The following is a 24,054-nucleotide window of genomic DNA, read 5'->3' as shown; positions in this document are numbered from 1 at the left end:
TTTGATCTGCGCTGAATACATCATTTGTGTACGACGCAAATTCAATGTGGGAGCGGGCTTGCTCGCGAAGACGGCCCCCAAAACGCCACAACACTCAAGGCCGGAACTGGCTCGGCGCCACGCCGCTCCAGCGCACAAACGCATGGCGGAAACTCGCGGTTTCGCTGAAGCCCAGCGCTTCGGCGATCCGGTAAATCGGCATCTGTTCTTCGCAGAGCATGTGTTTGGCCTGTTCGAAGCGCAGCTCATCCAGCAATTCCTGATAGCTGCAACCCAGATCCTTGAGGTGCCGGCGCAGGGTCCGCGCCGAACAATTCATTTGTTCGGCCAACCCTTCAAGGCCAGGCGCCGCGTTGAGTTGAGCACTGAGTAACTGGCGAATCCGCCCCAGCCACGCCTGACGCCCGGTGAACTCAAGGTTCTGCTTTCGGCAACGCTCGGCCATGGCCTGATGGGTGATGACGTCCGCCAGAGGCAAGGGTTGGTCGAGCCATAGTTTGTCGAAGGCGAAGGCGTTGTCCCGTGCGCCGAAGTGCAGTGGGCAGTCGAAGTGCTCGGCGTAGGTCTCTTCATAATCGGGTGCAGCATGTTCGAAGCGTGCGGCCAGTAGCGGCAGCGGATGACCGAACAGGTCGTCGCAGATGACTTTCAGAGAGACCAGGCAAAACTCGGCGTTGAACACCGCCATCGCCGGACTCTCCCGGTAGTCGGCAGCGACGAACCAGACGCGGTCGCCGTCGTCTTCCAGGCTCAGTTCAAAAAGTGTTCCCAACAGCGCCGGATAGCGCATCGCCAAGCGCAAAGCGTCACCGAAGGTGGCACTGGTGAGCAGGGCATAACCAAGCATGCCGTAGGACGAAACGTGCATCCGCCGGCCCAGTTCCAGACCGATGTCACGCTTGAGCGCGACCGCGTTGGCGCAGACCTGCATCTCCTGATTGGTGGTGATGCGCGTGTCGGCCCGGCTCAGGTCCGCCACACTGATGCCGCTGCCTGCGAGCAGCGCTTCGCTGGACAGACCTTCGGCCTTGAAGGCGTTGAGCACCAGGGAGACGGCGTTGAGGGTGGTGAGGTGGGAGTGGAGCATGACGGCTTCCAGCCTTGGGGTGGCTGGAACGCAGCAAGTTACATGCCGAGCAACAGACCTGTGGGAGCGGGCTTGCTCGCGAAGACGGCGGCACATCCAGCATCAATGTGGCTGACACACCGCATTCGCGAGCAAGCCCGCTCCCACAGGGTTTTGTGTTGGGTTAGCTGAGTTCGCCGCACAGGTCGAGTTCGACCAGTCGCCGCACTTCAGCGGTGTCGAGCCCGGCACCCAGCAACCCATGTAACTTCCCGAACGCCGCCTCACGTGTCATGCCGCCACCCGAAAGCACGCCGGCCCCACGCAAGCGACTACCCGCTTCGTACACATCAAGCTCGACACCACCTTCATGGCACTGCGTGACCGCAACGACCACCACACCGTTGTCGCGAGCCCGCGAAAGTGCCGCGAGAAACTCGGGGTTGTCGCTCGGACCGGTGCCACTGCCGTAGCACTCCAGCACCAGGCCCTGAATGCCGCTATCGAGCAGGCCATCCAGAATTTCTGCGCGGATACCGGGAAACAGTGGCAACGCCGCGACATTCGCCAGTTGTTTGGTCTGGTTGTAGTTCAACGCTGCAGGCAGTGAGGTGGCTTTCGCTCCCCCGCCCTGACGCTCAAGGCGCTTGAACGGATGACGACCAAAACTGCGCACTTTTGCGCAGCGGGTCGGGTCCAGCAATTCGCCGTGAAAGTACAGATGAACACCCGGCGCCAGACCTTGGCCCAATGCAACCAAAGCACCGCCAAGGTTTTCCCAGGCATCGCTGTCGGTTACACCGGCGGGCAGCATCGAGCCGGTAAAGCACACGCGGGCCTGCAGGCCGAGCAGTTGGAAACTCATGGCCGCCGCGCTGTAAGCGAGGGTGTCGGTGCCATGCAAAATCAGCACGCTGTCGCAGCCCTGTACGTCGACGGCATCGACCACCGCTTCACGCAGTTGTTGCCAGTACGCCGGAGACATGTTGGCACTGTCGATCAGCGGCGCCATCTCGCGAAACTGCCACTGCGGCACCACCAGCTCAGGTTGGCTGTGCAGGTATTCACGCATCCGCGCTTCAAAACCGGACGCTGGTGCCAGGCCGTGTTCGCTGGCTTGCATGCCGATGGTGCCACCGGTGTAAAGCACCATGACGTGCTGGGCGGCAGGGTAGGTCGAGGAATTCATGGAGACTCTCCGAGAACAATGACTTCCCTTGTGGGAGCGGGCTTGCTCGCGAAGGCGGTGTGTCAATCAACATCAACGTTGACTGACACGACCTCTTCGCGAGCAAGCCCGCTCCCACATAGGGATTGCGCACTTTAACCGATCAGCGTTGCGCTGCGGGTACGCCTTGCGCCTCAGCTTCAGCCTTGATGGCGGCGGCTGGCGGGTTGGCTGGCCAGGCGTTCAGGTCCAGGTCCAGATCCGGGAACTTGCTCGAATCGAACACCGGCGTCTTGATGCCGGCAGCGCGCTGGTCATCGTAGTCGCGCAGGATGCGCATGCCGACCTTGAACAACAGGAACAGCGCGATCAGGTTCACGAACGCGAGCAGGGTCATGGTGATGTCGGCAAACGCGAACACCGTGCCGAGGTTCTCGATCGCACCCCAGAAGATCAACACCAGCACCAGCGCGCGGTAGCCGATCAGCGCCTTGCGGTTTTCACCGATCAGGAAGCGCAGGTTGCTCTCGCCCAGGTAGTAGTTGTAGAGAATCGAGGTGAACACGAACAACGCCAGGGCCACGGAGATGAACATCCGGCCCCAGTCGCCCACGACAGCGGCGAGCGAGTTCTGGGTCAGGGCAATGCCGTCGCCTTCGAAGCCCGGAGTGTAGAAGCCCGAAAGCAGGATCAGCAACGCGGTGCAGGTGCAGATCACGAAGGTGTCGAGGAACACGCTGAATGCCTGAACCACGCCTTGTGACACCGGGTGCTCGACCGACGCCACTGCCGCCACGTTTGGTGCGCTGCCCAAACCCGCTTCGTTGGCGAACACGCCACGCTTCACGCCCATGACGATAGCGCTGCCGATCAGGCCGCCGAAGGCTTGATCCAGACCGAAGGCACTTTTGACGATGGTCATCAGCATCGCCGGTACGTGGTCGAATTGCAGCACGATCACGTAGATGGTCACGCCGATATACACCAGGGTTTTCACCGGCACCAGCAGGTCAGCGACCTTGGCAATGCGCTTGATCCCGCCGATGAACACCAGACCCAGCAACACCGCCAGCGCGAGGCCGGTCCAGGTGGTGTCGAGGCCGAAGGCGTTGTTCAGCGAGTGGGTCACGGCGTGGGATTGCAGGCCGTTGAAGGCGAAGCCAAAGGTGATCAACAGCAGGAACGCCATGATCATGCCCAACCAGCGTTTCTGCAGACCGTGCTGGATGTAATAGGACGGGCCGCCACGGTAAGTGCCGTCGGCGTCGGCGCGTTTGTAGAGCTGACCGAGGGAGCATTCGAAGAAGCTGCTGGACATGCCGACCAGCGCGGTCACCCACATCCAGAACACCGCACCTGGCCCACCGAGGGTCACGGCGATGCCGACACCGGCGATGTTGCCTGCACCGACGCGGCCGGCGAGGCTGAGCATCAGGGCCTGGAAGGAGCTGAGTTGACCGGCGCTGCTTTTGAGGCTGTCGCGGAACACCGCGAACATGTGGAAGAAGTGACGCAATTGAACGAAACGCGAGCGGATCGTGAAGTAGCTACCGAGCCCGACAATGAGCACGATCAGTACTTTCCCTGAGAGGAAGTCGTTGATGACTTCGAGCATGGATTATTCCTCGCTGTTTTTTGTTTAGGCAAATGCTGAGCGGTCGGAAACATCGCGTTACTCCGCTTTGCGCACGGCAAAACAGGTGGGCGAAGGTTCGTCCCGATTTCATATTGCGGGTTTGTTATTAGTTCGGGTTTCGCATGGGTTTGGGCCTCGTTACCGACGACCGCTCACGCGAAGAGGGGCGGCACTATACCTAGGAGAGTGCCGTCCGTCTGCACTGTTGTGGTGCGTTCGGCGAAACGAAGCTTTGGAACACCTGACGTTATGCCGTCGGGCTTATGCGGGATCTGCTTTTCTGTGGGAGCGGGCTTGCTCGCGAAGAGGGTGTGTCAGACACATTAATGCTGGATGTGCCGACGCCTTCGCGAGCAAGCCCGCTCCCACAGAAGAGCAGCTCCCAGACATCCTGGATTGCTGCCAAATAGTTAAAAAAAAGGGCCTGGGGAATGAATCCCCAAGCCCTCAAAAGGTGAGAGGTGTCTAGTCCCTCGACCTGGTGAGCGGTGCTACAAATAATGCGTTGGATCAGGCTTTAAGCGGAACCAGACGCGGAGCAATCATGTTTTCCGGGCGCAGGATGTCGGCGAGCATTTCTTCGTCGAGCAAGCCTTCTTCGCGCACCAGTTCCAACACGCCGCGGCCGCTTTCGAGGGCGATACGGGCGATACGGGTGGCGTTTTCATAGCCGATGTACGGGTTCAGCGCGGTCACCAGGCCGATCGAGTGTTCGACCAGTTCGCGGCAGCGGGCTTCGTTGGCGGTGATGCCGGTGATGCAGTGCTCGCGCAGCATGTCCATGGCGCGTTGCAGCAAACGGATCGAGTCGAAGATCTTGAAGGCGATCAGCGGCTCCATCACGTTCAATTGCAGCTGGCCGCCTTCGGCCGCGATGGTCAGGGCCAGGTCGTTGCCGATGATCTGGAACGCCACCTGGTTCACGGCTTCCGGGATGACCGGGTTGACCTTGCCTGGCATGATCGAGCTGCCTGGCTGACGTGCCGGCAGGTTGATTTCGTTGATGCCGGTACGCGGGCCGCTGGACAGCAGACGCAGGTCGTTGCAGATCTTCGACAGCTTGACCGCGGTGCGCTTGAGCATACCGGAGAACAGTACGAAAGCACCCATGTCGGAAGTGGCTTCGATCAAGTCGGCCGCTGGAACCAGCGGTTGACCGCTGATCAGCGCCAGACGCTGAACGGCCAGGTGCTGATAGCGCGGGTCGGCGTTGATGCCGGTGCCGATCGCGGTGCCGCCCAGGTTCACTTCAGTCAGCAGTTCAGGTGCCAGTGTTTTCAGGCGCGCCAGGTCTTCGCCCAAGGTAGTGGCGAAAGCGCGGAATTCCTGGCCGAGGGTCATCGGCACGGCGTCTTGCAGCTGGGTACGGCCCATCTTCAGAACGTGGCTGAATTCTTCACCCTTGGCGGCGAACGACTGGATCAGGCTATCGAGGCTGGCCAGCAGTGCGTCGTGGCCCAGCAGCAGACCCAGACGGATCGCGGTCGGGTAGGCGTCGTTGGTCGACTGCGCCATGTTCACGTCGTTGTTCGGGTGCAGGTATTGGTATTCGCCCTTGCTGTGGCCCATGGCCTCCAGTGCGATGTTGGCGATGACTTCGTTGGCATTCATGTTGGTCGAAGTGCCAGCGCCGCCCTGAATCATGTCCACCACGAATTCTTCGTGGAAATCGCCGCGGATCAATCGTGCACAGGCTTCGCTGATGGCAGCGTGCTTGGCTTCGCTCAGGTGACCCAGCTCGCGGTTGGCGTCAGCGGCGGCCTGTTTGACCATCGCCAGACCGACAACCAGCTTCGGGTAATGCGAAATCGGAACGCCGGAGAGACGGAAGTTATTCACCGCTCGCAGGGTCTGGATGCCGTAATACGCTTGAGCCGGTACTTCGAGTACGCCAAGCAGGTCTTTTTCTGTGCGGAAAGATGCAGCGGAGGACATGATAGAAATCATCTCGATATGGACCCGGTCTGTGCCGGAACGCCTCAAATGCTAGGCTTGTGGAGAATTTTCGGCCAATGCTGTTAAGCACTGGCCTATGCACATTCGGCATAATGCCCATGTGACGCCACGTGTGTGGCGAGCGTGTGACCTAAATTGGTGCGTGTCCGGGAGGACGTGATGAATCTGGAAAGTAAATGGCTTGAGGACTTTAGTGCTCTGGCCGCCACCCGCAGCTTCTCCCAGGCTGCCGAACGACGCTTCGTGACTCAGCCGGCGTTCAGCCGACGGATCCGCAGCCTGGAAGCCGCACTGGGGCTGCAACTGGTCAACCGCTCGCGCACGCCGGTCGAGCTGACTGCGGCGGGGCAGTTGTTCCTTGTCACCGCACGGACCGTGGTAGAGCAACTCGGCGAAGTGCTGCGCCATCTTCATCATCTGGAGGGTGGGCAGGGCGAAGTGATGCAAGTTGCCGCTGCTCACTCCTTGGCGTTGGGCTTCTTTCCGCGCTGGATCGCGCAGTTGCGTAATGAAGGTTTGAACATCGCCACGCGGCTGGTGGCGACTAACGTTGGCGACGCGGTGCATGCGTTGCGCGAAGGCGGTTGCGATCTGATGTTGGCGTTCTATGACCCTGACGCCGCCATGCAGATGGACCCGGAGATCTTTCCGTCGCTGCACCTGGGGCACACTGAAATGCTGCCGGTGTGCGCGGCGGATGCCGACGGTAAGCCGCTGTTCGATCTGGAGGGCGAAGCCAGCGTTCCGTTGCTGGCCTACAGCGCCGGAGCGTTTCTCGGGCGTTCGGTGAACGGCTTGCTGCGCCAGCGCGCGCTAAGGTTTACCACGGTGTACGAAACCGCCATGGCTGACAGTTTGAAAAGCATGGCGCTGGAAGGATTGGGCATTGCCTGGGTGCCGCAATTGAGCGTGCGGGCCGAGCTGGCTCGCGGCGAACTGGTGGTCTGCGGCGGCCCGCAATGGCATGTGCCGCTGGAGATTCGCCTTTACCGCTGCGCGTTGGTGCGCAAGGCGAATGTGCGGTTGCTGTGGCGAAAACTTGAAGGCGGCGCCGCGCAGGGCACAACGGGTTCCTGAGGCCAATGAAGATCAAATGTGGGAGCGGGCTTGCTCGCGAATGCGGTGGGTCAGGCAGCATTGATGTCGATTGACCCACCGCATTCGCGAGCAAGCCCGCTCCCACAGGGGATTAGTGGTGTATTTGATTGACCTTTGAGTCAATAAAACCGGCACTTTGCGCCCTATGACAGATGGTCGCTTAGGGGGCTGTTTATCTGCTTCATTGAGGTATACTGCGCGGCCTTCGGCCGGTTCGTCCGGCCATTTTTCGTACAATCAAGCCACGCATTTTGCGTGGCTTGTTGTTTTTTGACGCGCCTGCGGGCGCCCAGAGAGAAGAGGCACGACGATGAGTGCACTGGTTGGCGTGATCATGGGCTCCAAGTCCGATTGGTCCACCCTTAGCCACACCGCCGATATGCTGGAAAAGCTCGGCATCCCTTACGAGGTGAAAGTGGTCTCTGCCCACCGCACCCCGGACCTGCTGTTCCAGTACGCCGAAGAGGCCGAGGCGCGTGGCATCGAGGTGATCATCGCCGGCGCCGGTGGCGCGGCCCACTTGCCAGGCATGTGTGCGGCCAAGACCCACCTGCCGGTGCTGGGCGTGCCGGTGCAGTCGTCGATGCTCTCGGGCGTCGACTCGCTGCTCTCTATCGTGCAGATGCCTGCGGGCATTCCGGTCGCCACCCTGGCCATCGGCAAGGCTGGCGCAATCAACGCAGCCCTGCTGTCGGCGAGTATCCTGGGCGCCAAGCACCCGCAGTTCCACGCGGTGCTGAAAACCTTCCGTGCTGAGCAGACAGACAGCGTCCTGGACAATCCAGACCCACGCATCGCCTGAGGTTGTTGACGATGAAGATCGGTGTAATCGGTGGCGGCCAGTTGGGTCGCATGTTGGCGCTGGCGGGCACTCCGCTGGGCATGAACTTCGCTTTCCTGGACCCCGCGCCGGATGCTTGCGCAGCCGCGTTGGGCGAACACCTGCGGGCCGATTACGGCGATCAGGATCACCTGCGACAGCTCGCCGATGAAGTCGATCTGGTGACTTTCGAGTTCGAAAGCGTCCCGGCTGAAACCGTGGCATTCCTGTCGCAGTTCGTCCCGGTCTACCCGAGCGCCGAAGCCCTGCGCATCGCCCGCGATCGCTGGTTCGAGAAGAGCATGTTCAAGGACCTGGGGATTCCCACCCCGGCGTTCGCCGACATCCAGTCGCAAGCCGATCTGGACGCCGCTGTGGCGTCCATCGGTCTGCCGGCCGTGCTGAAAACCCGCACCCTGGGTTACGACGGCAAGGGCCAGAAAGTCCTGCGCACCGCTGAAGACGTGGTCGGCACCTTCGCTGAACTGGGCAGCGTTGCCTGCCTGCTGGAAGGCTTCGTGCCGTTCACCGGCGAAGTTTCGCTGATCGCCGTGCGTGCCCGCGATGGCGAAACGAAGTTCTACCCGCTGGTTCACAACACCCACGACAGCGGCATCCTCAAGCTGTCCGTGGCCAGCACCGATCATCCGTTGCAAGCCTTGGCCGAAGACTACTCCAGCCGCGTGCTCAAGCAGCTGAACTACGTTGGCGTGATGGCGTTCGAGTTCTTTGAAGTCGACGGAGGCCTGAAGGCCAACGAAATTGCCCCGCGCGTGCACAACTCCGGGCACTGGACCACCGAAGGCGCCGAATGCAGCCAGTTCGAAAACCACCTGCGGGCCGTTGCCGGTCTGCCGCTGGGTTCGACGGCCAAGGTCGGCGAGAGCGCCATGCTCAACTTCATCGGTAAAGTGCCGGAGACCGAAAAGGTCCTGGCCATCGCCGATTGCCATCTGCATCACTACGGCAAGGCCTTCAAGGTCGGCCGCAAGGTTGGTCACGCCAACCTGCGTTGTGCAGACCGCGATACGCTGGCGGCACAGATCCTCAAGGTCGAAGCGCTGATCGCCGAGTAAACAGTTTCATGTGGCAGCGGCGGAACCATTCAGGGGCCGCCGTTCTCTCATGGCAGGATGCGAAAGTCTGACTAGGCTTTCGTCAGGTGTCCTGTCTCACCCATACGGTTCCTTTTTGACGGCGTCTGTTGCCGTCATGCTCTGGCTATGACTCGTCACGGCGCCTTGCCTGACGACAACAGCCACTCGTCAAAAGAGGAACGTATTGGTGAGACAGGACACAGCCACTTACTCAGAGGAAATGCCATGGGAATTATCGGAACCATCTTTATCGGCTTGATCGTCGGCCTGCTGGCCCGGTTCCTGAAACCGGGTGATGACAGCATGGGCTGGATCATGACCATCCTGCTCGGTATCGGCGGTTCGCTGGCGGCCACTTACGGCGGTCAGGCCCTGGGCATCTACCAGGCCGGCCAAGGCGCGAGCTTCATCGGTGCGCTGGTTGGCGCAGTGGTGTTGCTGGTGATCTACGGCTTGATCAAAAAGAACTGATTTAGCGACAAAGCCCTCTCTGCTGCGCAAGGCGGGAGGGCTAGAATGCTTGGCGTTGCATCGTCCTCTCCTTTACCGAGCATTTCCATGCGCCGTCTTTTACTGACTTTTCTTTTACTGGGCTCGGGCCTCGCCCATGCCGGCGAACTGCCGGAAACCGACTGGCTGGAACTGATGCCCAAGTCGGACCAGAAAGCCCTCGAGGCCATGCCCGAAATCGACCACGACTCCCCCGAAGCCAATGGCACCTTTACCGACAAGGGTGGCATGAAGCAGAGCAAAGGCTTGCCGGCGGTGATGTACTCGACCAAAACCGTGCCGTCGATGAACGACAAGAACATCCGCATCGGCGGTTATCCGGTGCCGCTGGAATCCGACGCCAAGGGCCGCAGCACACTGTTCTTCCTCGTGCCCTATCCGGGCGCCTGCATCCACGTGCCGCCACCGCCGCCGAATCAATTGGTGCTGGTGCGCTATCCGAAAGGGTTGAAGCTGGATGATATCTACACGCCGCTGTGGGTAACGGGTACGTTGAAGATCGAGAAGGTCAACAATGAGTTGGCTGATGCGGCGTATGCGCTGGATGCGGCGAAGGTCAGAGTGGTGAAAGAGTCGGATTTATAGAAAACCAAAACTGTGGGAGCGGGCTTGCTCGCGAAGAGGGCGTGTCAGTCGACATTAATGTTGCCTGACATACCGCATTCGCGAGCAAGCCCGCTCCCACAGTGTTCTATGGTGTTGCCTATAAAGGTGCGCTACCGATGCTCACGCCGAGCGTATGACTTGCACCCGGCGCCAACGCCACCACATCATCCATCACATTCGCCGTTTCGATGCACAGCATGCGCTGCCAGCCATCATCGGCCATGTCACTGAACGCCGCCGCGCGATCAATCCACGGGTTCCAGATCACCGCCGAGCGCGAACCACTGCTGGTCAGCTCGATGCGCCGTTCCCAGGCTGGATCGACGATGGTCAGTTTCGCCGGAGCATTGAGGTAGATGCGATCGGTCTCGCCGGTAAAGCTCAGATCACCAGACTGAGTCTTGGTTTTCCAGTCATCCAGCGTCTCGATGTAATTCAAGCCATCCACCCCTTCAACCTGCACATTGCGCACATCGCTGACCGCGAAATAGCTGTGCAGCGCCTGGCTGAGGGTGACGGTATCGGTGCCCTGGTTGTGGCTGGTCAGGCTGATATGCAGTTGTTCATCCAGTCGAATGCTCAACTTCAAATCCACCTGATGCGGCCAACCGGGGAAGCCACCTTCGGGGTAGGGCAGGACGAATTCCGCCTTCAGGCTTTCACCTTCGGTTTCGATACCGCCCAGCTCCCAGTCCATCGCCCGCACAAAACCGTGGGCGGTCGGTGGTTCGTTGCTGACGCGCATCGCCTGAACGCTCTGCGGGTTGCGCGAAAAATTGCCGAACCACGGCCAGCACACCGGCACACCGGCGCGGATACCCTTGCCGGTCTTGAACACAGCCTCATCGTTGAGCCAGATCAGCGGCGGTTGGCCGGCCAATTGATAACTGAGGATGTGCGCGCCTTGCTGGGCCACCAGCAATTCGGCCTGACCGTGGCGGATGCGCCAGCAGTTCAGTTCATCCAGTTTCACGGCTTCAACGTTGGGCGTGTTCATGGGACAACTCTCGATCGGGAACAGGGCTGCAATGGACCGCAAAACGGTCCCCGTGTTTAACGCGCGCGTGGCGGCACCGAGCGGGTGCGACCGCTGCCGTCGATGGCAACGAACACAAACACGGCTTCAGTCACTTTACGCCACTCGCTGGACAGCGGATCGTCGCTCCAGACCTCGACCATCATCTGGATCGAGCTGCGGCCGATTTCCAGGGCCTGGGTATAGAAGGAGAGCTGAGCGCCCACCGCGACCGGAACCAGGAACGCCATGCGGTCGATCGCAACGGTGGCCACTCGACCGCCAGCGACTTTGCTGGCCATTGCGGTGCCGGCCAAATCCATCTGCGCCACCAGCCAGCCACCGAAAATATCGCCGAAACCGTTGGTTTCACGCGGAAGCGCGGTGATTTGCAGGGCCAGGTCGCCTTGCGGGATTGGATCTTCTTGTTCGAGCTCTATCATGCCGGGGGTGCCTCTGACCCGTGACTCTTCATTGGTATTTCAGGTGAATAGCCGTCTCAGAAAAAACGATTCAGCCCGAACATACTACGTTCGTCACGTTTTTCGTAAGGCGCCTAAAGGGAAACTCTGCGAAACCGCCTGCACACCCCGGCAGGCGTTTTTGCACAGCAACCCTTTCAAACTATTGCAAGATCGCGAGTATATCGGTCGGTAGACCCCGAGACGACCGTCCGGTTCTCATTTTGCCCCTCAAATACGCGCCTCTATGTGCTATTTCGAACAATTTGCTATCGTGCGGACCTGCCCAAGCCTCCGCCAGCGTTGTGGAGGTTGCAGATCCGACTATTAGAGAAGCCCTTGCCATGACCACAGCGCCCTCGAGCATCGCGCAGCCTACCCAGCCCGCACGTCCGTTGACCCGCAATGACTACAAAACTTTATCGCTGTCTGCCCTGGGCGGCGCGCTGGAGTTCTACGACTTCATCATCTTCGTGTTCTTCGCCACGGTGGTGGGCAAGCTGTTCTTCCCGGCCGACATGCCCGAGTGGCTGCGGCTGATGCAGACTTTCGGCATCTTCGCCGCCGGCTACCTGGCGCGTCCGTTGGGCGGCATTGTGATGGCGCACTTCGGTGACCTGCTGGGCCGCAAGAAGATGTTCACCCTGAGCATTTTCATGATGGCGGTGCCGACCTTGATCATGGGCCTGCTGCCGACGTACGCGCAGATCGGCATGTGGGCGCCGATCCTGTTGCTGCTGATGCGCGTGATTCAAGGCGCTGCGATTGGCGGGGAAGTGCCCGGCGCGTGGGTCTTCGTTTCCGAACACGTGCCACAGCGGCACATCGGCTACGCCTGCGGCACGCTGACCAGCGGTCTGACGGCGGGCATCCTCCTGGGTTCGCTGGTCGCCACGGTGATTAACAGCATTTACACCCCGGTGGAAGTGTCGGATTACGCCTGGCGGATCCCGTTCCTGCTCGGTGGTGTGTTTGGTCTGTTCTCGGTTTATCTGCGCCGCTGGCTGCACGAGACGCCCGTATTCGCCGAACTGCAATTGCGCAAAGCCCTGGCCGAAGAAGTGCCGCTGCGCGCGGTGTTACGCGATCATCGCGGCGCGATCGCGATCTCCATGCTGCTGACCTGGCTGCTGTCCGCCGGCATCATCGTGGTCATTCTGATGACCCCGACCGTGCTACAGACCGTTTACCACTTCGCTCCAACCACCGCGTTGCAGGCCAACAGCCTGGCGATCGTATTCCTGAGCCTGGGCTGCGTGGCTTCCGGTGCTTTGGCTGATCGCTTCGGCGCCGGCCGGATATTTGTGTTCGGCAGCACCCTGCTGTTGCTCAGCTCGTGGACCTTCTACCACAGCCTGTTCAATCACCCGGACTGGCTGTTCCCGATGTATGCCGTGACCGGTTTGCTGGTCGGCACCATCGGCGCGGTGCCCTACGTGATGGTCAAAGCCTTCCCGGCGGTGGTGCGCTTCAGCGGCCTGTCGTTTTCCTACAACCTGGCCTACGCGATTTTTGGCGGTCTGACCCCGATGGTAGTGACGTTGCTGCTGAAGGAAAGCCCGATGGGGCCGGCCTATTACGTGGCGGTCATTTGTGGGGTCGGGATTGTGGTGGGTGGGTATCTCTGGAAGAAGGGGCGCTAAGCCGACTGACGCCTTCGCGGGCAAGCCTCGCTCCTACAAGAACACCTGTAGGAGCGAGGCTTGCCCGCGAAGAACGCTAACGCGGAATCACTTCGAAACACTGAATGCTGGCCTTTCATCCAATTGTCATATTTCAGCCATAGAGTGTTCACACGGCCTGCTGATACTTGGCCCCGACTTAACACACCCTATCTGCTAGGAGTAAGGCATGAAACTGAAGCGTTTGATGGCGGCAATGACTTTTGTCGCTGCTGGCGTTGCGACTGCCAACGCGTTCGCCGCTGTAGACCCGTCGATCCCGAGCTACACCAAGATCACTGGTGTGTCGGGCAACCTGTCCAGCGTCGGCTCCGATACCCTGGCCAACCTCATGACCCTGTGGGCTGAGAACTACAAAAAAGAATACCCGAACGTAAACATCCAGATTCAGGCTGCCGGTTCGTCTACCGCGCCACCTGCGCTCACTGAAGGCACCGCTAACCTGGGCCCGATGAGCCGCAAGATGAAGGACACCGAGCTGCAAGCCTTCGAAACCAAATACGGTTACAAGCCAACCGCGATCCCGGTTGCTGTGGACGCCCTGGCTGTCTTCGTACACAAAGACAACCCGATCCAGCACCTGACCATGGAACAAGTCGACGCGATCTTCTCGTCCACTCGTCTGTGCGGCGCTAAAACCGAAGTGAAAACCTGGGGTGACCTGGGCGTGACCGGTGATCTGGCCACCAAGCCGGTTCAACTGTTCGGTCGTAACTCGGTATCGGGCACCTATGGCTACTTCAAAGAAGAAGCCCTGTGCAAAGGCGACTACAAGCCAAACGTCAACGAACAGCCAGGTTCGGCTTCGGTCGTGCAGTCGATCAGCTCCTCGCTGAACGGCGTTGGTTACTCGGGCATCGGCTACAAAACCGCTAGCGTGAAGACTGTGGCCCTGGCCAAAAAAGGCACCACTGAATTCATCGAAGACACCGAAGAAAACGCCCTGAACGGCAAATACCCGCTGTCGCGCTTCCTCTACGTTTACGTCAACAAAGCCCCGAACAAGCCTCTGGCCCCGCTGGAAGCCGAGTTCGTGAAACTGGTTCTGTCCAAACAGGGCCAGGAAGTTGTAGTGAAAGACGGCTACATCCCACTGCCGGCCAAGGTTGCTGCAAAAGCACTGGCTGACCTGGGTCTCGCGGAAGGCGGCGCTGAAGTCGTAAAAAAGTAAAACCCTAGGTCCGGGGTAAACCCGGACCTGTAGGAGCGAGGCTTGCCCGCGAACGCGGTGGTTCAGTCAGCATTTAAGTTGAATGAAATGACGCCTTCGCGAGCAAGCTTCGCTCCTGCAAATGCCGGTACGCCGGCCTCCCAAATTTCCGATCCACTGCCAGTTCCGCTGGCGGAGGATTTGTTGCGTCACTGCATTGTCATCTTTCTGTCATACAGGATCGCTAGGGTGTGCGCATGACTGATCTGGCCAATTCCACCATGACTACAAATCCCCCCAAGCGAATTGATTTCAATACGCCTGAGCTGCAACGCAAGCGCCGCATCCGCGCGCTAAAGGATCGCCTGACCCGCTGGTACGTCCTCATTGGCGGCCTCGCTGTTCTTGCTGCGATCACGCTGATCTTCTTCTTCCTTGCCTACGTCGTCTTGCCCCTGTTCCAGGGTGCCGACCTGACCGCCAAGGACGCCATCACGCCCGCCTGGATGCAAGATGCCGGCAAGCCGCTGATGATCTCCCTGGAAGAGCAGAACCAGGTCGCCATGCGGATTTCCGACAAAGGGCAGGCGCTGTTTTTCGACGTCGACAGTGGCGCTGAACTCAAGCGCGTCGATCTGCCGATCCCGGCCGGCACGACCGTGACCTCCATCGGCGAAGACCAACCGGGCCATCCATTGGTGGTGGTGGGCTTGTCCAATGGCCAGGCGCTGGTGTTCCGTCACACTTATAAAGTCAGCTACCCGGACGGCAAGAAAACCATCTCGCCGGCCGTCGAATATCCGTACGGCGAAACCCCGATCGCGCTGAACGAGGCGGGCGGCGCGCTGGAGCACGTCAGTCTCAACGCCACCGACACCACGCTGATGCTGGTCGGCTCCACCGGTTCGCAACTCAATGTTCTATCGCTGACCAGCGAAGAAAACATGATGACCGGCGAAATCACCAACGAGCAGAAGCGCATCGACCTGCCGCAAATGGCCGAGCCGGTGAAGAACATCTTCGTCGACCCGCGTCAGCAGTGGTTGTACGTGATTAACGGTCGTGCGCAAGCCGACGTGTTCAGCCTGCGCGACAAGAGCCTCAACGGTCGCTACAAGCTGCTCGAAAACGGCGATGCCGAAATTACCGCCAGCACCCAGCTGGTGGGCGGTATCTCGCTGATCCTCGGCGATTCCAAAGGTGGCCTGGCCCAATGGTTCATGGCGCGCGACCCGGATGGCGAACTGCGCCTGAAGCAGATCCGCACCTTCCAGATGGGCACCACGCCGATCGTTGAAATCACTGCCGAAGAACGTCGCAAAGGCTTCGTTGCCCTTGATGCGTCCGGCAAGCTCGGCGTGTTCCACAGCACCGCGCACCGCACCTTGCTGGTGGATCAGGTGGTCGATGGCCAGGGCCTTTTCGGTCTGTCGCCACGGGCCAACCGCGTGATCGTGGAAGCAGGCGGCAAGATTCAACCGCTGCTGCTCGACAACCCGCACCCGGAAGTGTCGTGGAGCGCGCTGTGGAGCAAGGTCTGGTACGAGAACTACGACGAGCCTAAATACGTCTGGCAATCGACCGCCGCCAACACCGACTTCGAACCGAAGCTGAGCCTGTCGCCACTGACTTTCGGCACCCTGAAAGCCGCGTTCTACGCCATGCTGCTGGCCGCTCCATTGGCCGTTGCCGCAGCAATCTACACCGCGTACTTCATGGCCCCGGGCATGCGCCGCAAGGTCAAACCGGTGATCGAGCTGATGGAAGCGATGCCGACGGTGATCCTCGGTTTCTTCGCCGGCCTGTTCCTCGCACCTTATGTAGAAGGGCATTTGCCGGGCATCTTCAGCCTGCTGATGCTGATGCCGATTGGCATCCTGGTGGCCGGTTTCGTCTTCAGTCGCCTGCCCGAGTCCATCCGCCTGAAAGTGCCGGACGGTTGGGAAAGCGCGATCCTGATTCCAGTGATCCTGTTCGTGGGCTGGCTCTCGCTGTACATGAGCCCGTACATGGAAACCTGGTTCTTCGGCGGCGACATGCGCATGTGGATCTCCCACGATCTGGGCATCACCTACGACCAGCGCAACGCACTGGTGGTCGGTCTGGCCATGGGCTTCGCGGTAATCCCGAACATCTACTCCATCGCCGAAGACGCCGTGTTCAGCGTGCCTCGCGGCCTGACCCTTGGTTCCCTGGCACTTGGTGCTACCCCGTGGCAGACCATGACGCGGGTGGTGATCCTCACCGCCAGCCCGGGCATCTTCTCGGCACTGATGATCGGCATGGGCCGTGCGGTCGGTGAAACCATGATCGTGCTGATGGCCACCGGTAACACCCCGGTCATGGAAATGAACCTGTTCGAAGGTCTGCGCACGCTGGCCGCCAACGTCGCGGTGGAAATGCCCGAATCGGAAGTCGGCGGCAGCCACTACCGCGTGCTGTTCCTCTCGGCGCTGGTGCTGCTGTTGTTCACCTTCGTCATGAACACCCTCGCGGAACTGATTCGTCAGCGTCTGCGCAAGAAATACTCGTCGCTTTAAGAAAGGTAGAAGTCTGTGAAACAGAACTCCCTGAACGGATGGTTCAAGAGCGGCGCCCCCGGCGTCTGGATCAGCGGCGGCGCGGTGTCCATCGCGGTCATCATGACCATTGGCCTGCTCGCGGTGATTGCCGTGCGCGGTCTGGGTCACTTCTGGCCGGCGGACCTGATCCACGCCAGCTACGACGTACCGGGCCAGGCTAATCACCTGGTCATCGGCGAAGTGGTGCAGAAAGAAGAAGTGCCGCGCGCGCGCCTGAAAAGCGCCGGGCTGCCGGTGCCTGATGAAGGCCCGGAGTTCATGACTCGCGAGCTGATCAAGGTCGGCAACCGTGACTTGAACGGCAACGACTTCACCTGGATCGTCGGCGAGTGGCTGACCAACCAGAAGACGCCACCTGAGCTGATGGCCATCGAGCGCCGCGAGTGGGGCAATTTCTACGGCTATCTGGTCAACGTCAAACAGGACGGCAAGGTCATCGCTGAAGGCGAGGCTGCGTGGCCTGAGTTGCAGGCTCGTGTTGCCCGCGTCAACCAGCTCGCTGCACAGCTCAAGACCATGGAAAAGGTCGACATCGGCGCGATCAACGCCGGTCTCGAACGCATTCGTCTGCACACTCGCAAACTGGAACTGGCTGGCCAACTCGATGCCACCGCGCAAGCGGACATGGAATCCGAGCGCGCCGAGCTGAACGCACGTTATCAGGACATCGAAGCACGTCTTGCCGACTTGCACGCCCAGTTCAACCGCGACAGCCTGACGGCCCGCGATGCCAACGGCAAAGAGCTCGTCATCGACATCGGCAAAGTGGTTCACGCCTACCAGCCGAACGCCATGGGCACGATGACCAAGATCGGTTTCTACTTCAGCAAGGTCTGGGAATTCCTCAGCGACGACCCGCGTGAAGCGAACACCGAAGGCGGGATCTTCCCGGCCATCTTCGGCACCGTGATGATGACCCTGATCATGGCGATGATCGTGACCCCGTTCGGCGTACTGGCGGCGGTTTACCTGCGTGAATACGCCAAGCAGAACGCGTTGACCCGGATTATCCGCATTGCCGTGAACAACCTCGCGGGCGTTCCGGCCATCGTTTACGGCGTGTTCGGTCTGGGCTTCTTCGTTTACGTGCTGGGCGGCTCGGTCGACCGGTTGTTCTTCCCTGAAGCACTGCCGGCACCGACCTTCGGTACGCCGGGCCTGCTCTGGGCGTCCCTGACCCTGGCGCTGCTGGCGGTGCCGGTGGTGATCGTGGCCACCGAAGAAGGCCTGGCGCGGATTCCTCGCACCGTGCGTGAAGGCTCGTTGGCCCTCGGCGCGACCAAGGCTGAAACCTTGTGGAAGATCGTGCTGCCGATGGCCAGCCCGGCGATGATGACCGGCATGATCCTCGCCGTGGCTCGCGCCGCCGGTGAAGTGGCGCCGCTGATGCTGGTGGGTGTGGTGAAACTGGCGCCGTCGTTGCCGCTGGATGGCAACTACCCGTACCTTCACCTTGATCAGAAGATCATGCACCTGGGCTTCCATATTTATGACGTCGGCTTCCAGAGCCCGAACGTCGAAGCCGCACGACCGCTGGTGTACGCCACGGCGCTGCTGCTGGTACTGGTGATCGCGACATTGAACCTGTCGGCCGTCTACATCCGGAACCACCTGCGCGAGAAATACAAAGCGCTGGATAGTTAACAGGTCGGCGCGGACCTTGTGGGAGCGGGCTTGCTCGCGAAGCTTTTGGCGGCCGTGAGGCCCCCTTCGCGAGCAAGCCCGCTCCCACAGTGGACCGCGTCCACAGGAATATTTATTGGCCATGCCGCGAAGCGGTGGCCCGAACCGAATTTGTCAGCACAGGGAGCCTCCCATGCAGCACGAAGCACATACCCACGGCATCAACATGTCTGCCCTGGGCCGCGACAAACAGAGCCTGAGCCTTGCGCAGGAAACCGTGGCCATCGAAGTGCCGGGCCTGAACCTGTTCTACGGCGACAAACAAGCGCTGTACGACGTCAGCCTGAATATTCCGAAGCAGCGCGTGACCGCCTTCATCGGGCCGTCCGGCTGCGGCAAGTCCACGCTGCTGCGCACCTTCAACCGCATGAACGACCTGGTTGACGGCTGCCGCGTGGAAGGTGAAATCAACCTGTACGGCAACAACATCTACCGCAAGGGCGAAGACGTGGCCGAGCTGCGTCGTCGCGTCGGCATGGTGTTCCAGAAGCCGAACCCGTTCCCGAAAACCATTTACGAAAACGTGGTTTACGGCCTGCGCATCCAGGGCATCAACAAGAAACGCATCCTCGATGAAGCCGTCGAATGGGCGTTGAAAGGCGCGGCGCTGTGGGACGAAGTCAAAGACCGTCTGCACGAGTCGGCACTGGGCCTGTCCGGTGGTCAGCAACAACGTCTGGTGATCGCGCGCACTATCGCCGTGGAACCTGAAGTGCTGCTGCTCGACGAACCGTGTTCGGCACTCGACCCGATCTCCACGCTGAAAGTCGAAGAGCTGATCTACGAACTGAAATCGAAATTCACCATCGTCATCGTGACCCACAACATGCAACAGGCCGCGCGGGTTTCCGACTACACGGCGTTCATGTACATGGGCAAACTGGTGGAATTCGGCGACACCGACACCCTGTTCACCAATCCGGCGAAGAAGCAGACCGAAGACTACATCACCGGTCGTTACGGCTAGGAAGCCTGTGGTTGCTCACTGAATTGACGCTGCGGCCCACCGCACCTTACCGGACGCTCCAAGGACGCCAACATGATTAGTAAAGAAGGCCTTACCCATCACATCTCCGCGCAATTCAACGCTGAGCTCGAGGAAGTGCGCAGCCACCTCCTGGCCATGGGCGGGCTGGTGGAGAAGCAGGTCAACGACGCCGTGACGGCGCTGATCGAGGCCGATTCCGGCCTGGCCCAGCAGGTTCGCGAGATCGACGACCAGATCAATCATATGGAACGCAACATCGACGAAGAATGCCTGCGCATTCTGGCCCGTCGTCAGCCGGCCGCGTCCGACTTGCGTCTGATCATCAGCATTTCCAAGTCGGTGATCGACCTCGAGCGCATCGGCGACGAATCGACCAAGATCGCCCGCCGCGCTATTCAGTTGTGTGAAGAAGGCGAAGCCCCACGCGGCTACGTCGAGGTGCGCCACATCGGCGACCAGGTGCGCAACATGGTGCGTGACGCACTGGACGCGTTTGCCCGCTTCGACGCCGACCTGGCGTTGTCGGTGGCGCAGTACGACAAGATCATCGACCGCGAATACAAGACCGCCCTGCGTGAACTCGCCACCTACATGATGGAAGACCCGCGCTCTATCTCGCGGGTTCTGAGCATTATCTGGGTGCTGCGTTCGCTGGAACGCATCGGCGACCACGCGCGCAATATCGCGGAGCTGGTGATTTACCTGGTGCGCGGCACCGACGTGCGTCACCTGGGCCTCAAGCGCATGAAGGAAGAAGTTGAAGGCACAAGTGGTGAAACCGCTAATGTTCCGGGCGAAGTTGACGATAAGTAAGATTGCCCAAGTAAAGCGCCCGGCCTATTGGCCGGGCGTTTTTGTTTAGGGGCTTACGAATTCGACAGCAGCACCCGCGAACGAAAAGTCCCGGCGTGACTGAAGGTTTTTGGCAATGTGCCATCAGACAGTTGGTATGCTTGCCGGGATTTTTTAAAGGGGTAATGGATGAGTAAGGTCAGTGTGTTGGTCGTGGACGATGCGTCGTTCATTCGTGACCTGGTGAAGAAGTGCCTGCGCAACTACTTCCCGGGGATCCGGATCGAAGACGCGATCAACGGCAAGAAGGCTCAGGCCTTGCTGGCACGGGAAGCGTTCGACCTGGTCCTGTGCGACTGGGAAATGCCGGAAATGTCCGGCCTGGAATTGCTGACCTGGTGCCGCGAGCAGGACAACCTCAAGACCATGCCCTTCGTGATGGTGACCAGCCGTGGCGACAAAGAGAACGTCGTCCAGGCGATCCAGGCCGGGGTTTCCGGCTACGTCAGCAAGCCGTTCACCAACGAGCAACTGCTGACCAAGGTCAAGCAGGCGCTGAACAAGGTCGGCAAGCTCGATACCTTGATGAACAGCGCGCCGACCAAAATGAACTCGGCGTTCGGCAACGATTCGTTGAGCGCATTGACCGGTGGCAAGCCTGCGGTCGCCAGCGTCGCGCCTGCTCCTGCGCCGGTTGCCCCGATCGCCCAGCCTGCCGCCGCTGCGCCAGCCCCGGCCCCAGCGGCTGCCGCAGCGTCCCGTGGCCTGCTCAACAGCCCGCCGGTGAAGGCACCAGCTGCCTCTGCAGCGTCAACCGGCGGTCGTGGCCCGGGCCAACTGCGCCTGCCGAACGGTATCCAGCAATGCGTGATCAAGGCCTTGAGCCTCAAGGAAGCGCTGCTGGTGGTCAAACGCAGCGAAGTCCTGCCGCAAGTGCTCGACAGCGCCGTGCTCGATCTGGAACAGGGCGACAACGCTGAAGTCGCGCGTCTGAACGGTTACCTGCACGCTATCGTCGCCCACGAGCAGAAACCCGACAGCGAATGGCTGCAACTGACGTTCCGCTTTGTCGACCAGGACGCGCAGAAACTGGATTACATCTCGCGTTTGATCGCACGTGGTACGGCGCAGAAGCATTTCGTTCCAGGCGCGTGATCTTCGTCGCCTGACAGTCCCTCTTCGCGAGCAAGCCCGCTCCCACAGGTACAGTGTGAATCCTGTGGGAGCGGGCTTGCTCGCGAAGGGGCCTTCTGATTCACCTTACATCCCCTGAACTGCCCATTTTGAAACATCTGCCGACTACCCGGGTCCATTGCAGCTGCTAGGCTCACCCCCAGGCCTCCCTCGACAGAATTTTTGCCCATGCTCGCGCGCCTGCTGTTTTTCTGTGGTCTGTTCATGGCGTCCACCACGGCCATGGCCATGACCATCTACAAATCCACCGACGCCAATGGCGTGGTTTCCTATAGCGACCGCCCCACCAAAGGCTCCCAGGTGTTCACTTTTCGCGATCGCATGGTCGAGCACCTTGAGCGACAGGTGTACCTCGTCATCACGAAGAAGAAGGGCGTGGACAGCGTTTACGTGCGCAATGACCTGTATGCACCGGTAGAAATCGAGTTGAGTTTCGCCGGGCTGCAAAACGTCAGCGGTGCACCGAGCCGGCCGATTCGCCGGGTCATGCCGGCGCGCAGCAGTATTCGTCTGGCGCTGCTCACGGCCACGAAAGCCGAAAGGCCGCTCGCGTACACCCCCAAATTCGAATACTCCCTGGGTGATCCCTCAGGGGCTGCCATGGCCTATCGATACCCGTTCCCCTGGCGTGGCGGACCGTTTCGGCTGAGTCAGGGCGCCGATGGACAGTACAGCCACTTCGGTCCAAGGAACCGCTACGCCATGGACATCGCCATGCCCGTGGGCACGCCGATCATCGCGGCACGAGGCGGGGTGGTGGTGAAAACCGAGAATGCCCAGACCGGGCGCGGCACCGACCCGTCGGGCAATTTCGTGCGGGTGCTGCACGATGACGGGACGATGGGCGTCTACCTGCACCTCAAGCAAGGGTCGGTCAGCGTTCGCGAAGGGCAGCGGGTGTCGGTGGGGAGTCCGCTGGCGCTGTCGGGCAATACCGGCAACAGCAGCGGGCCGCACCTGCATTTCGTGGTGCAGCGCAATACCGGGTTGGGGCTGGTGTCGATTCCGTACCAGTTCAATCAACCGGTGGGGGCGCTGCCCAACTTTGCGCTCGGCAAGCAGTAACGTGTTGTCTGTCCTGACGCCTTCGCGAGCAAGCCCGCTCCCACAGTTGGAATGCATTTCAATTGTGGGAGCGGGCTTGCTCGCGAAGGGATCGACTCGGTTTCAGCCCGGGACAAATCAATTCAGCATCAACACCTTGGCCAGAATGATCTTCGGCCCTTTCATCTTCTTGATGATGATCCGCAAGCCTTCGACTTCCAGCACTTCTTCCTCTTCCGGCACTCGTTTCAGGGTTTCGTAAACCAGCCCGGCGAGGGTTTCGGCTTCGACGTGGTCAAGGTCAATGCCCAGCAGGCGTTCGACTTTGAACAGAGGTGTATCACCGCGTACCAGCAGCTTGCCCGGCTGGTACGCGAGAATCCCGCGCTCAGCCTTGTGGTGTTCGTCCTGGATATCGCCAACCAGCGCTTCCAGCACGTCTTCCATGGTCAGAAAGCCGATCACCTTGCCGTCGGCCTCCTCGACCAACGCGAAGTGCGCGCCGCCCTGGCGGAACTGTTCCAGCAGGCTGGACAGCTGCATGTGCCGGGTCACCCGCTCCAGCGGGTGCAGGAGCTCGGTCAGATTGAACTTGGACGGCAGCATCTCCAGCACCGACAGCTGCAGCAGCAGGTCCTTGATGTGCAGCAGGCCGATAAAGCTCTCGGTTTCCTCGTCGTACACCGGGAAGCGGCTGTACTTGTGACGGCGGAACAGGCTGAACACTTCTTCCAGCTTGGCCGTGCTGTTGAGGTAGACCAGGTCTTCGCGCGAGTTGGCCCAGTCGACCACTTCCAGCTCGCCCATTTCCACGGCCGAGGCCAGCACACGCATATCCTGGTCGCTGGGGTCGCTGGCGCGACTGGAGTGGAGGATCAGCTTGAGCTCGTCACGGCTGTAATGGTGTTCGTGATGCGGGCCGGGTTCACCCTGGCCGGCAATCCGCAGGATCGTGTTGGCACTGGCGTTGAGCAGGTAAATCGCCGGGTACATCGCCCAGTAGAACAGGTACAGCGGCACGGCGGTCCACAGCGACAGCAGCTCCGGTTTACGGATGGCCCAGGATTTCGGCGCCAGTTCGCCGACCACAATGTGCAGGTACGAGATGACGAAGAATGCAGCGAAGAACGACACGCCTTTGATCACTTCGGCCGACTGCACGCCGACGGCTTCCAGCAGCGGTTCGAGGATGTGCGCGAACGCCGGTTCACCGACCCAGCCAAGGCCGAGGGAGGCGAGGGTGATACCTAATTGGCAGGCCGACAGGTAGGCATCGAGCTGACTGTGAACGGTGCGCAGGATGTGTCCGCGCCAGCCGTTTTTCTCAGCGATGGCCTCGACCCGGGTCGAGCGCAATTTGACCATGGCAAATTCCGCCGCAACGAAAAAACCGTTGAGCAAAACCAGGATCAGAGCAAAAAGAATCATGCCGAAATCGGCGAAGAGTGTTGCGAGGGTCAAGCCAGGGGAAGGGTCCATGATGGAGTTTTGCGGGTTCCGTGTATT

Annotated in this window: 20 protein-coding genes; 13 read left to right on the top strand and 7 right to left on the bottom strand. The window is 60.4% G+C overall.

Annotation, left to right across the window (positions count from 1 at the left end):
• Positions 1-94: 94 nt before the first annotated feature.
• The 4 genes from ACA073_RS26095 to aspA form a co-directional block, all read right to left on the bottom strand.
• Positions 95-1,087: an AraC family transcriptional regulator gene (locus tag ACA073_RS26095; protein WP_497400560.1), complete on the bottom strand. Its 993-nt coding sequence runs from the start codon at positions 1,085-1,087 to the stop codon at positions 95-97.
• A gap of 163 nt (positions 1,088-1,250) precedes the next feature.
• The gene (locus ACA073_RS26090) at positions 1,251-2,255 is read right to left on the bottom strand and encodes an asparaginase (protein ID WP_497400558.1); all 1,005 of its coding nucleotides are present in this window, start codon (positions 2,253-2,255) and stop codon (positions 1,251-1,253) included.
• A 142-nt stretch (positions 2,256-2,397) separates the two neighbouring features.
• Entirely contained in the window at positions 2,398-3,849 is a 1,452-nt protein-coding gene (locus ACA073_RS26085; protein WP_497400556.1) for an alanine/glycine:cation symporter family protein, read from the bottom strand.
• Positions 3,850-4,380: 531 nt separating this feature from the next.
• Positions 4,381-5,805 carry an aspartate ammonia-lyase gene (gene aspA, locus ACA073_RS26080; protein WP_497400554.1) on the bottom strand — a complete coding sequence of 475 codons (1,425 nt, stop codon included), beginning with the start codon at positions 5,803-5,805 and terminating at the stop codon, positions 4,381-4,383.
• A 180-nt stretch (positions 5,806-5,985) separates the two neighbouring features.
• Between aspA and ACA073_RS26075 the strand changes: the two genes are divergently transcribed.
• The 5 genes from ACA073_RS26075 (at position 5,986) to ACA073_RS26055 (ending at position 9,936) form a co-directional block, all read left to right on the top strand.
• Positions 5,986-6,903: a LysR substrate-binding domain-containing protein gene (locus tag ACA073_RS26075; RefSeq protein ID WP_461952615.1), complete on the top strand. Its 918-nt coding sequence runs from the start codon at positions 5,986-5,988 to the stop codon at positions 6,901-6,903.
• Between the two features lie 331 nt (positions 6,904-7,234).
• Positions 7,235-7,726: a 5-(carboxyamino)imidazole ribonucleotide mutase gene (gene purE / locus ACA073_RS26070; RefSeq protein WP_019694319.1), complete on the top strand. Its 492-nt coding sequence runs from the start codon at positions 7,235-7,237 to the stop codon at positions 7,724-7,726.
• Between the two features lie 11 nt (positions 7,727-7,737).
• Positions 7,738-8,820 carry a 5-(carboxyamino)imidazole ribonucleotide synthase gene (locus ACA073_RS26065; RefSeq protein ID WP_497400551.1) on the top strand — a complete coding sequence of 361 codons (1,083 nt, stop codon included), beginning with the start codon at positions 7,738-7,740 and terminating at the stop codon, positions 8,818-8,820.
• 246 nt (positions 8,821-9,066) lie between these two features.
• Positions 9,067-9,312, top strand: a complete 246-nt coding sequence (locus tag ACA073_RS26060) for a GlsB/YeaQ/YmgE family stress response membrane protein (protein ID WP_497400549.1) — start codon at positions 9,067-9,069, stop codon at positions 9,310-9,312.
• Between the two features lie 87 nt (positions 9,313-9,399).
• Positions 9,400-9,936, top strand: a complete 537-nt coding sequence (locus ACA073_RS26055) for a DUF3299 domain-containing protein (RefSeq protein ID WP_497400547.1) — start codon at positions 9,400-9,402, stop codon at positions 9,934-9,936.
• A 118-nt stretch (positions 9,937-10,054) separates the two neighbouring features.
• Here ACA073_RS26055 and ACA073_RS26050 read toward each other — a convergent pair whose 3' ends face one another.
• Together ACA073_RS26050 and ACA073_RS26045 are read right to left on the bottom strand one after the other, a co-directional pair.
• Positions 10,055-10,954, bottom strand: a complete 900-nt coding sequence (locus tag ACA073_RS26050; protein WP_497400545.1) for a D-hexose-6-phosphate mutarotase — start codon at positions 10,952-10,954, stop codon at positions 10,055-10,057.
• Between the two features lie 56 nt (positions 10,955-11,010).
• On the bottom strand, positions 11,011-11,415 hold the full coding sequence (locus ACA073_RS26045) for an acyl-CoA thioesterase (RefSeq protein ID WP_007896491.1): 405 nt from the start codon (positions 11,413-11,415) through the stop codon (positions 11,011-11,013).
• A 362-nt stretch (positions 11,416-11,777) separates the two neighbouring features.
• Between ACA073_RS26045 and ACA073_RS26040 the strand changes: the two genes are divergently transcribed.
• The 8 genes from ACA073_RS26040 (at position 11,778) to ACA073_RS26005 (ending at position 22,569) form a co-directional block, all read left to right on the top strand.
• Positions 11,778-13,076 (top strand): MFS transporter, encoded by a 1,299-nt coding sequence (locus tag ACA073_RS26040; protein WP_497400544.1) that lies wholly within the window; start codon positions 11,778-11,780, stop codon positions 13,074-13,076.
• Positions 13,077-13,284: 208 nt separating this feature from the next.
• The gene (locus tag ACA073_RS26035; RefSeq protein WP_497400542.1) at positions 13,285-14,286 is read left to right on the top strand and encodes a phosphate ABC transporter substrate-binding protein PstS; all 1,002 of its coding nucleotides are present in this window, start codon (positions 13,285-13,287) and stop codon (positions 14,284-14,286) included.
• 485 nt (positions 14,287-14,771) lie between these two features.
• Positions 14,772-16,805 carry an ABC transporter permease subunit gene (locus ACA073_RS26030; protein WP_497404236.1) on the top strand — a complete coding sequence of 678 codons (2,034 nt, stop codon included), beginning with the start codon at positions 14,772-14,774 and terminating at the stop codon, positions 16,803-16,805.
• A 15-nt stretch (positions 16,806-16,820) separates the two neighbouring features.
• Positions 16,821-18,491, top strand: coding sequence for a phosphate ABC transporter permease PstA (pstA, locus tag ACA073_RS26025; protein ID WP_497400540.1), 1,671 nt, complete (start codon positions 16,821-16,823; stop codon positions 18,489-18,491).
• 172 nt (positions 18,492-18,663) lie between these two features.
• On the top strand, positions 18,664-19,497 hold the full coding sequence (gene pstB / locus ACA073_RS26020) for a phosphate ABC transporter ATP-binding protein PstB (protein WP_462008087.1): 834 nt from the start codon (positions 18,664-18,666) through the stop codon (positions 19,495-19,497).
• Positions 19,498-19,569: 72 nt separating this feature from the next.
• Positions 19,570-20,331 carry a phosphate signaling complex protein PhoU gene (gene phoU / locus ACA073_RS26015; RefSeq protein ID WP_497400538.1) on the top strand — a complete coding sequence of 254 codons (762 nt, stop codon included), beginning with the start codon at positions 19,570-19,572 and terminating at the stop codon, positions 20,329-20,331.
• 168 nt (positions 20,332-20,499) lie between these two features.
• Complete coding sequence (locus ACA073_RS26010; protein WP_497400537.1) at positions 20,500-21,465, top strand: response regulator; 966 nt, start codon at positions 20,500-20,502, stop codon at positions 21,463-21,465.
• Between the two features lie 207 nt (positions 21,466-21,672).
• Complete coding sequence (locus ACA073_RS26005) at positions 21,673-22,569, top strand: peptidoglycan DD-metalloendopeptidase family protein (protein ID WP_497400535.1); 897 nt, start codon at positions 21,673-21,675, stop codon at positions 22,567-22,569.
• Between the two features lie 117 nt (positions 22,570-22,686).
• On the opposite strand, the gene ACA073_RS26000 is transcribed toward ACA073_RS26005, so the two are convergent.
• Positions 22,687-24,027, bottom strand: a complete 1,341-nt coding sequence (locus ACA073_RS26000; RefSeq protein ID WP_497400533.1) for a hemolysin family protein — start codon at positions 24,025-24,027, stop codon at positions 22,687-22,689.
• Positions 24,028-24,054 lie beyond the last annotated feature (27 nt).

This window comes from Pseudomonas sp. LBUM1670 (assembly GCF_059695695.1).
Note: the sequence above shows the minus strand (reverse complement) of the source record. Positions and strands in the feature narration are given on the sequence as shown.